This is a genomic window from Chitinimonas sp., assembly GCF_041904975.1.
Classification (GTDB): domain Bacteria; phylum Pseudomonadota; class Gammaproteobacteria; order Burkholderiales; family Chitinimonadaceae; genus Chitinimonas.
This window is the reverse complement of the sequence record NZ_JAYRLZ010000170.1, coordinates 1-9,312: the sequence shown is the minus strand read 5'-3', so window position 1 is coordinate 9,312 and position 9,312 is coordinate 1. Positions and strand designations below refer to the sequence as shown.

Here is a 9,312-nt window from a genome sequence, read left to right as displayed (position 1 = left end):
GGATGGCGGCCAGCAAAAGCGTGCCTTCACCTATGTGGACGACGGTATCGCCGCCCTGATGAAGATCATCGAAAACAAGGACGGCCGCGCCACCCGCCAGATCTACAACATCGGCAACCCGGCCAACAATTATTCGATTGCCGAGCTGGCCGACATGATGCTGGCCCTGGCGGCCGAATACCCGGAATACCGCGACAATGCCGCCAAGGTGGAACTGGTGAAGACCACCTCGGACGCCTACTACGGCAGCGGCTACCAGGATGTGCAGAACCGCGTGCCGAAGATCGACAACACCAAGGCCGATCTGGACTGGGCGCCGTCGGTCACCATGCAGGACGCGCTACGCCATATCTTCGACGCCTACCGCAACCATGTGGCCGATGCGCGCGATCTGGTGAATTGATCCAATCGAATGCCTCGGCCTGCAGAAACGGAGTTCACGCGCGAAAAAAGGCAATGGATCACCAAGACGCATCTAAAGCATGCCCGCGCGCACGCCACTCAGGCAGCCGCTCTACTGCAAAGTGATGTGTTAGGTGATCTCATCGCCATAGACCTGCTGATTGAGCGCGGCGATTTCGAACCGGCAATGGATGCGCTGGCCGCACTGTACCGCAGGCTGAACTGCAGGGCGGGCGGTTGGCGTCTCCTAGAAAAGGCGGCGTCGAACATCGGTCTGGCAGACCGCGCCAGCTCCTACCATCGAGCGTTCTTGGAATCCGTGGCTAACTCCCATTCTGCCTAAGTTGTTTGCACCATGCCCCTACTCGCCCTGAAGATCGACGTCGACACCTATCGTGGCACCCGTGAAGGGGTGCCGCCCTTGGTGCGGGTGCTCAAGCATTACGGCGCCGGTGCCACCTTCCTTTGGAGCTTGGGCCCCGACCATACCGGTCGCGCCATCCGCCGGGTGTTCCGGCCCGGTTTTCTCGGCAAGGTATCGCGTACCTCGGTGGTCGAGCACTACGGCATCAAAACCCTGCTATACGGCACGTTGTTGCCGGGGCCGGATATCGGCAAGCGCTGTGGCGAGCTGATGCGCAGCGTGCGCGATGCCGGTTTCGAGATGGGCATACACTGCTGGGACCATATCCGCTGGCAGGATTTCGTCACCCGCCGCGATGCAGCCTGGACGCGTAAGGAAATGACACGCGCCGCCCAGCGTTTTACCGAGGTGTTTGGCAGCAAGCCACGCACCCACGGCGCCGCTGGCTGGCAGATGAATGATGCGGCGTATGCGCTGGAAGTCGAACTGGGCCTCGATTACGCCTCGGACGGCCGGGGTGGCGGGCCGTTCTTGCCGGTGGATGCGGCAGGCCAGACCATGGGCGTGCTGCAAATCCCCACCACCCTGCCCACGCTGGATGAATTGATCGGCCTCGATGGCTGGCATGCCGGCAATGTGCACGAACACCTGCTGGCCCTGACCGCCACGCCGCCAGAGCACGGTTACCATGTCTACACCCTGCATGCCGAGCTGGAAGGCATGAAGCTGCTGGCCAGCTTCGATCGCCTGCTGGCCGGCTGGCAGGCACAGGGCTACACCCTGGTCAGCTGCGCCGATCTGGCCGCCAGCCTCGATCGCAACACCGTGCCACGCCGCCGCCCCATCATGACCGAAATCCCCGGCCGCAGCGGCCTGGTGGCCAGCCAGGCGGTGTGAGGATTCTGAACCCGCAAAACCTTGAACCACAGAGGACACAGAGGGCACAGAGGTGGCACAGAGGAAAAGCAGGAATGCTGTTGATGTGAATTGACGCTCCCAATCCGCCACTCCCCTGCCGACTCGTTATCAGCCCGCCCAGCGCTTCCCGCCTTGGCTCTGTGCCCCCTCCGTGCTCTCCGTGTCCTCTGTGGTTCAAGGTTTGGGTTGGGATTTGGGTTTTTGCCCCCCAAGGCTTACATACGTTTACAGAATTGGCCGGAACCGCAGATCAGCGACATTGCCTAGACATATCTCGCTGCCATAGTGCCGCCATTGCGATTTTTGCCCATCCGCCATGCCCAGCCACACTTTCCCGTTCCGCCTCACCCTGTTCACCCTGGCCTGCAGCGCAGCACTCCATGCTCTGGCCGACGACAAGCCCGCCAGTGACGACACCAAAGTCAAACCGGCCGCCCAGTCCACCGAAAAGATCGATGTCACCGGCAAACGCGCTACTGATCTCGATATCCGTCGTAATTCCACCGCCTCGAAGCTGATCTTTACCCGCGAAGAGCTCGATCAATATGGCGATAGCTCGGTCGGTGAAATCCTCAAACGCCTGCCCGGCGTCACCATTGGTGGCAAGCCCGGCCGTGGCGGCGAGATCCGCATGCGCGGCCTTGGTAGCGGCTATACGCAGATCCTGATCAATGGCGAGCCGGTGCCGCGTGGTTTTTCCTTCGATTCGCTGGCGCCCGAGCAGATCGAGCGTATTGAAGTGATCCGCGCCCCGGTGGCCGAGCATAGCGCCCAGGCCATTGCCGGCACCATCAATATCCTGCTGCGCGAAGGCCTGCCCAAGGGGCAGACCGAGCTACGCCTGGAGCTTGGCAGCGAACAAGGCCGGCTGGCGCCGGAAGCGTCATTCACCAAGGCGCTGCTGCTCGACAAGATGCAGCTGAGCCTGTCCGGCTCGGTGCAACAAAGCCGCCAGGCCAATGACTCAAGCAGCGATACCGAAGGCTTTGACGCCAACGGCGCCCCCACCCTGCTGCGCCATCAGAACTACGTCGGCCAATCGCGCAGCAATCGGCTGTTTCTCACGCCGCGCATCAACTACCGCTTTGATGAGGAGGACAGCCTGACTTTTCAGCCCTTCATCATGCGCATGAATTCACGCAGTAGCAGCAGCGGCACTTTGCAGCAGCCGCTTGGCGATGCGCCGCCCTACGCCAGTTTCACCAGCAATGGCGATAGCGACAGCGCGGTTGCCCGTGGCTTTGGCAACTGGACGCACAAGCAGGCCGACGGCAGCAAGCTGGAAGTGAAATTCGGCTTCGGCGCCAATAGCAGCAATAGCCATACACTGCGCCAGGAATATGGCAGCGCCGGCCAGCTGCAAAGCACCCAGATCGACGACAGCCATGTGCACGATCGCAGCGCCAATATCGGCGGCAAATACAGCCAACCGCTCGGCGATGGCCATACCCTCGGTGTCGGCTGGGAAGGCGAATGGGGTACGCGCAGCCAGGAAAGACTGTCGCTGGACAATGGTGTTCCGCAGCTGACTGATCTGGGTGACAGCCTCAACGCCAATACCCGCCGCCTGGCGGTGTACGGGCAGGATGAATGGGATATCACACCGCGCTGGGCGGCCTACTTCGGCTTGCGCTGGGAGGGCGTGCGCACCCGTAGCGAAACCACAAACGGCTGGAGCAGCAATACCAGCAGCGTGCTCAGCCCCACCCTGCATACGGTATGGCGCCTGCCCGATACCGAGCGCGACCAGATCCGCGCCAATATCACCCGCAGCTACCGGGCGCCCACGCTGGCCAACCTGCTTGCCATTCCGAGCCGATCCCACCTCAATAGCCCCACCAGCCCCGACTCGGTCGGCAACCCCGACCTGAAACCCGAACTGGCCTGGGGCTTCGAGCTCGGCTATGAGCACTACCTCAAACGCAACGGCCTGATCAGCGCCAATCTGTTCAGCCGGCAAATCGATAACCTGATTCGCCGCCAGACCAGCCTGCAGGTCGATCGCTGGACTGCTTCACCGGTCAATATTGCTAAGGCGCAAGCCTACGGCATGGAACTGGAAGCGAAATTCCAGCTGGCTGAGTTGTTCGACAATGCACCGGCCATTGAAGTACGCAGCAATTACAGCCGCTTCTGGTCCAGCGTCGATGGCATCAAGGGCCCGAACAACCGGCTCGACCAGCAGCCCAGGCAAACCGCCAATATCGGCGTGGATTACCGCCTCAGCAGCCTGCCGCTCACCCTTGGCGGCAATCTGAACTGGACGCCGGCCTACGAAGTGCAAACCAGCAATGAGCAGTACAGCAGCACCGGAAACAAAAAGGTGCTGGATATATACGGCCTGTGGAAGTTCAACCCCAAGCTGCAGCTGCGCATTGCGGCATCCAACCTGCTGCACCAGGACTACGACGGCGCCAGTGGCTATGACGGCCTGGGGGCAAACCAGCAGGCTCAGTCCAGCAGCAAGACCTACACTACCTGGACGGCCAAGCTGGAGATGAAATTCTGATCGGGCGGCAAAACGGCCAATCGGTCAGCGGAGAAGGCCGACTTGCACGGTGCATCGCTTGACACCGGCGATCAAGGCACCGACTTGCTTGCCTCGTCGACATCCAGATCCAATTGGGGTACTGACAACTCTGGCTTTGCCGGCTCTGACATCGCCTGCTCCGTCGCTGCTGGCGCGCTGCCGGCTGCGGCGCTATCGATCGGCGCCGCAGCTGCTGCCGATTTGGCTGGCGCTGCCTTTTTGGCTGCAGTCTTGCTCGCTGGAGGCGGTGGCTGATTGTCGAAACGCTGGCCAAGTTGCCAGTCCGCCAGTCCGCCAGGCCCCAGGCCATCAGTAGCAACAGGATCAACCAGATAAACATTCCCATCTACGATTCCCTGCAACGCCGTGTGGCACACAGGGTAGTGCATGGCGCCGGGCTCAGTCCATCAACACATCGCGTTGTCCACGGGTGCGCGGCAGACTGGGCCCCGCCTCTGCCTTCCGCTCAAATCCACCGCAGCAGCCCGCCAAACAGCGACAACGCGCTGACAACCAGTACAGCCAAACTTGCGACAACGGTGATCTGCCGACGGCGCGAGGCCATATCGTGTACCCAGTAGGCCATGAGGAAGAATGGCAGATAGCCCAGCAGCCAGATCAGCCACGGGGCGCTGCGGTTCCACCAGATCCACTCCCAGGTCAGGGCGCCGATGGCATTCAGGCCATATTCCACCAGCACGCACAGCACTGAATTCACGGCGGCCAACACCAGGCGGTTATTGATGCCGGCGAGCTTCAAGCTTGGGTCCTTGGGCAGGATGCGCACGGCGAACAGGCCCATGATGGCAAACATCAGGCAGATCTCGATATTCAGGCCGATCAGAATCACATAAGCCGAGCTACCCGGCGTGGCCCAGGCCGGCGCAAAGCCGGTGGCATGCAGCAGTAGCGCATTGGCGATTTCATTGAGCCAATCCATCAACCAGAAGGCCATGCCGGCCAGCAGCACCGACCAACGTCGCTCCGCCGCCTGCTCGCCATAGGCATGCAACACCAGCAATAGCAGCGGAATCACATACCACTGGAAGTGGCTGGGGTCGCGTAACAGGGCCTGGGCCTGGGCGGCATGGGGGGCAAGCATGGGTGGCTCTCCGGTGTCTGTAGGGGTGCCCATCTTAGGTTGCCCACCCTGGCGCGGCTTGACAGACGCGTCCAGGCTTTTGACACTTGCGGCCATGTCTCGCACCCGCCGCCCGCCAGCCGCCAAAGCAGCCCTTGAAGGCAGTGTTCCCGCCACCTATGTGCGCCTGCTGTTCGACTACCTTGCCGCCCATGGGCGCGATGCCCAAACCGTACTCGGCGAAGCGCCGCCAGCGGCGGATGCCAGCTGCCCGGCCCTGCATTGGCGGCAGTTACTGGAAACCGCCGCCACTGCGATTGACGACCCGACCCTGGGCTTGAGGGTCGGTGCCACCATTACCGCCGCGCACCTCGGGCCGCTGGGCTATGTGCTGGCGGCATCGAGTTCGGTGGCCGAGGCGCTCGGCCGCTATATCCGCTACCAGCGGCTGGTGCACGATGTGAGCCCGGTCAGCCAGCGCCTGCACGATGGTCGTCTGCTGCTGGAATGGGGCGACGATGCCCGCCATATCGGCCTGTTGGCCAACCAGTGCGGCCTAGCCGCCCTGGTGCAGTTTGCCCGCAAGCTGACCGGCCGCGAGCTGAAGCCCCTGGCAGTGCATTTTGTCGAAACCACGCCGGCAGACTACAGCGCCTATCAGGCGTATTTCGGTTGCCCGGTGCTGTTTGAACAGGAACGCACCTGCCTGCAATTTGCCGATTCGTTGCTGCAGCAGCGCCTGGTCCAACCCGACCCGGCCCTGCTAGCCATGCTGGAGCAACAAGTCGAAGCCTTGTACGCCGCCATGCCGGCGCGCGACCCGCTGCTGCGGCGCTTGCAGGCAGTACTGAGCCAAGCCTTGCCGGCCGGCGAGCCTGGCCTGGCCTATTGCGCCAAGACCTTGCAGATGTCTGAGCGCACCCTGCGCCGCCGTTTGGCCGCACTAGACCTGCCGTTTCGCGATTTATTGGAAGACACCCGCTGGCAGCTGGCGCAAAGCTATCTGCGCGATGCCCGATTGAGCCTGCCCGATATCGCCCTGCTGCTCGGCTATTCCGAGCAAAGCGCGTTCAACCGGGCGTTCCGCCGCTGGAGCGGCACGACGCCGCGACTGTGGCGGGAGATGGATGTGGTGGCACGGGTGTGAGCGTGATGGTGCTTGCATGTGTAGGAGCGGCTTTAGCCGCGAATGCCGGCATCTTCGCCGCTTGGGCATTCGTGTCGTCCTAGCATCGCTATCGCGGCTAAAGCCGCTCCTACAGGTGACGGGAAGTGAGATAACCCACCCCCATATCCTGAGAAAATTGGGATTGGCCGGGATAATACGGGAAGTAGTGAAACAGTCGACATGCAAAGCGATTGCATACCGTGAAAATAAGCTGAGGCCATATTTACTGCGGCTGCTGCGCCTCGAACAGATCAGTCTGGCGGCGCTGGCGTTCGAGCAATCTTCCCTTGGCGACGATAATGCGAATCTGCCGCTCGGTAAGGCGGTACTGACGAGCGAGTTCCAGAAAATTTGAACCGCTGAATCGCGTGTAAATGTCCTGATCCCGGCGAGATAGTCGATTCAGGTGCCCTTTGGCGAAATAGAGCGGCACGCCGCCCCACTCCTGCTGAATATCATCAATCAGCTTGATTGCCGCTTCTCTGGCTGACTGCTCCGGCATGCCGGCATCTCGCTTTAACAACGAGATCAGCCTGGCCTCGAAGTCAGCAATCAACTGTTTTCCGAGGCTGTCGTCCTTTGCGCTCATTATCTCGCCTCCGTTCTGGCGAGCATGTCGCTCAACAGGCTCCAGGTCGCATGCATTGGCTCGAAACTCATTCGCTCGAAGGCTCGTTGTAGCTGCGCATTCAGTTCTGCTCGTTCATGTACGGGTAAAGGGTATTGCCGCGCCATTTCAGCCCGTTCGCGTATCAACGCTGGCAAAACGCGCACAGCCCACTTCTTCAACGCTTCGATCATCAATGTTGTCTGTTCAGCGTTTAACCATTGCAAGGCATCCACGCGGGTCATTCGCTTGACATAGCCAGCCAACGCCTTTTCGGATGGGTCCCGTACTTCACCCAGCTCATGCAGGAACAACCATAGCGCCCGGATCTTCTGATCCACTGGCTCTTGCGCCAAGGCCCTCGCAGGCGACGATGCCGCTTTGCCCCGCACTTTGAATCCGCATTGCTTCAGATGTGCAATAACGGCATCCAGCTCAGCAACCGAGCAATCTGCCGACGACGCAGTCCGGCCCTGGGTATATTGGCGAATGATGGCGCGATAGCTGTCATCGGCCAGTGCCAGATCACGTTTGGCAACATGTACCAGGCGAATCAGTTTTACCTTGTCAGCTGCCTTGGAAAACTTGTTCATGGAATTTCAGGCCTTAATCGAACTGCTATATGCTCGGCTGCTCATCAGTACCCGGACACCACGCCAGGTAGACCACGCACCTAGATCTTTGTGCGTGGTTTCGCAAACTACTGCGTGACTACATCCTTCAACACCTTCAAGGCAGTAAACGCTGGCACCCGCTTCGCGGCGATCTGAATCGTCTCGCCAGTCTTGGGATTGCGCCCCGACTTGGCGGCCTTATCTTTCACCTTCAGTTTGCCGATGCCAGGCAAGGTGATCTCCTCACCAGCCTGTAGCGTGCTATGGACCACACCGGTAAGCGCAAGCAACACGCGCCCGACATCGGCACGGCTCAATGCCTGACCATCGTTGCTGGTTTGAGTGGTCACGGCTTCAATTAATTGGGCTTGATTCATTGCAACATGCTCCTTGGGGTAGATAGGGAAAACCATTTCAAAGCCGGGATCGCCGAAGCGGTCCAAGCCGGTAATAATCATCAGTGCAACTTCACAACATCAGCGGAATCGAGCGCCTCCTTCCACATGGCCAGGGTTCGGCCGAACGACAATCGCAGAGAAAATACGGCGAGCAATTCACGTTCCGCATTAGTCAGCTTGGCCAACTGCTCTACTGTCAAGGCTTGCTGTTCCGTAGCGGGTAAATGGGCAATCAGCTCCCCATGTAGTACCGTATCGGCAATTAACACCGCAGCGCGTTCAGCAGTCAGTGACATCACACCTCCGCCACATTGAGCGGAATGGGCCGGTACATATCCGAATCGCCGACCCGCTCATACACCCGCACATATGCCTTACTGCCGACCACCTGCACCGCATCGCCAATGGCTGCCATCGCGCTTTGCCAGCGTACATCCTGGATATCCAGGCGCTTGAGCCCCAGCACGCGGCCGGTATTCAGATTGCCCTCCTTGTCGACTGAGAATGCGTTATTGATGATCGCTTTAAGTTCTGGTCGGCTGTCAGCGGTCCACTCATCCAAACACTGATCTATCAAGGCTTTGGCCGCCTGCAAGCGTTCGTCAAACACAATGCTGTCCGCCATAGCGCGCTGCACCTTGTAGCGGCCGTCGAAGGTGTACAGCGTTACATTGCCTTTCTTGCCGCCAACTTTGGCACCGTATTGCTCGGCCGACAGCTCAACCAGCGCCGCAATATCTGCAAACGCTGCCAGCTTGTAGTCGGCCAGTTGCGTGCTGACAGCCTTGGCACCGGCTACCAGCTTCTTCACCAGGGCATCACGTTCCCGATCAATGGGCTTGATCAAGTCTTCGCGGATCAGATTGCCGCTGGCATCAGGCCAATACCCCGGCAAACTATTCATTGCTTCCATCGGTTTCTACCTCCGACTTCGGTTTATCGAGACCCAATGCTTTACGGGCATGGGCCGGAATCTCACGTTTGACTGGCTTGCTAGACGGACTCGCTTGCGAGCCAGACACCCGTTGACATGCATCGCTGTCTGGCGGGCCGCCCTGCCTGTGACTGATCATCGCCTCACTAACGGCCGTGAGCGCTTGCAAACCTCCACCCTGTCGAGCCGAATAGCCGCCGGATTGACGAATTTGCTCTGTACGCGTCTCAGCCTTGGCCTCCGCCTTGTTCACCATGCTCACCAAGATTTCCAACAGATAGCCATGGCTCTTCAAG

The 9,312-nt window shown here is 60.2% G+C and carries 12 protein-coding genes and 1 other RNA gene; 5 read left to right on the top strand and 8 right to left on the bottom strand.

What is annotated here, in order from left to right:
* From ACE3OH_RS14995 to ACE3OH_RS14980, 4 genes are all read left to right on the top strand, one after another.
* The coding region (locus ACE3OH_RS14995; protein WP_374354554.1) for an NAD-dependent epimerase/dehydratase family protein at positions 1–403 on the top strand (403 nt) is incomplete at its 5' end.
* A 9-nt stretch (positions 404–412) separates the two neighbouring features.
* A complete protein-coding gene (locus tag ACE3OH_RS14990; RefSeq protein WP_374354551.1) occupies positions 413–745 on the top strand; it encodes a hypothetical protein in 333 nt (110 codons plus the stop codon).
* 12 nt (positions 746–757) lie between these two features.
* On the top strand, positions 758–1,663 hold the full coding sequence (locus ACE3OH_RS14985; RefSeq protein ID WP_374354548.1) for a polysaccharide deacetylase family protein: 906 nt from the start codon (positions 758–760) through the stop codon (positions 1,661–1,663).
* 337 nt (positions 1,664–2,000) lie between these two features.
* Entirely contained in the window at positions 2,001–4,193 is a 2,193-nt protein-coding gene (locus tag ACE3OH_RS14980) for a TonB-dependent receptor plug domain-containing protein (RefSeq protein ID WP_374354545.1), read from the top strand.
* A 487-nt stretch (positions 4,194–4,680) separates the two neighbouring features.
* Here the strand turns inward: ACE3OH_RS14980 and ACE3OH_RS14975 are convergent, their stop codons facing one another.
* On the bottom strand, positions 4,681–5,316 hold the full coding sequence (locus tag ACE3OH_RS14975) for a hypothetical protein (RefSeq protein ID WP_374354542.1): 636 nt from the start codon (positions 5,314–5,316) through the stop codon (positions 4,681–4,683).
* A 94-nt stretch (positions 5,317–5,410) separates the two neighbouring features.
* Here ACE3OH_RS14975 and ACE3OH_RS14970 point away from each other — a divergent pair, with 94 nt between their 5' ends.
* Positions 5,411–6,442 carry an AraC family transcriptional regulator gene (locus ACE3OH_RS14970; RefSeq protein ID WP_374354539.1) on the top strand — a complete coding sequence of 344 codons (1,032 nt, stop codon included), beginning with the start codon at positions 5,411–5,413 and terminating at the stop codon, positions 6,440–6,442.
* Between the two features lie 244 nt (positions 6,443–6,686).
* On the opposite strand, the gene ACE3OH_RS14965 is transcribed toward ACE3OH_RS14970, so the two are convergent.
* The 7 genes from ACE3OH_RS14965 to ACE3OH_RS14935 form a co-directional block, all read right to left on the bottom strand.
* Positions 6,687–7,052, bottom strand: a complete 366-nt coding sequence (locus ACE3OH_RS14965; protein ID WP_374354536.1) for a Mor transcription activator family protein — start codon at positions 7,050–7,052, stop codon at positions 6,687–6,689.
* Entirely contained in the window at positions 7,052–7,663 is a 612-nt protein-coding gene (locus tag ACE3OH_RS14960; protein ID WP_374354533.1) for a gp16 family protein, read from the bottom strand. Before ACE3OH_RS14960 ends, ACE3OH_RS14965 begins: the two co-directional genes overlap by 1 nt.
* Before the next feature lie 31 nt (positions 7,664–7,694).
* Positions 7,695–7,769, bottom strand: an RNA gene (locus ACE3OH_RS14955) — hammerhead ribozyme type II.
* Between the two features lies 1 nt (position 7,770).
* Positions 7,771–8,142, bottom strand: coding sequence for an HU family DNA-binding protein (locus ACE3OH_RS14950; RefSeq protein ID WP_374354530.1), 372 nt, complete (start codon positions 8,140–8,142; stop codon positions 7,771–7,773).
* A complete protein-coding gene (locus ACE3OH_RS14945) occupies positions 8,142–8,378 on the bottom strand; it encodes a hypothetical protein (RefSeq protein WP_374354526.1) in 237 nt (78 codons plus the stop codon). Before ACE3OH_RS14945 ends, ACE3OH_RS14950 begins: the two co-directional genes overlap by 1 nt.
* Positions 8,378–8,995, bottom strand: coding sequence for a DUF3164 family protein (locus tag ACE3OH_RS14940; protein ID WP_374354523.1), 618 nt, complete (start codon positions 8,993–8,995; stop codon positions 8,378–8,380). The genes ACE3OH_RS14945 and ACE3OH_RS14940 overlap by 1 nt, the downstream gene beginning before the upstream one ends.
* On the bottom strand, positions 8,979–9,312 hold a 334-nt coding region (locus ACE3OH_RS14935; protein ID WP_374354520.1), incomplete at its 5' end, for a hypothetical protein. The genes ACE3OH_RS14940 and ACE3OH_RS14935, both read right to left, overlap by 17 nt.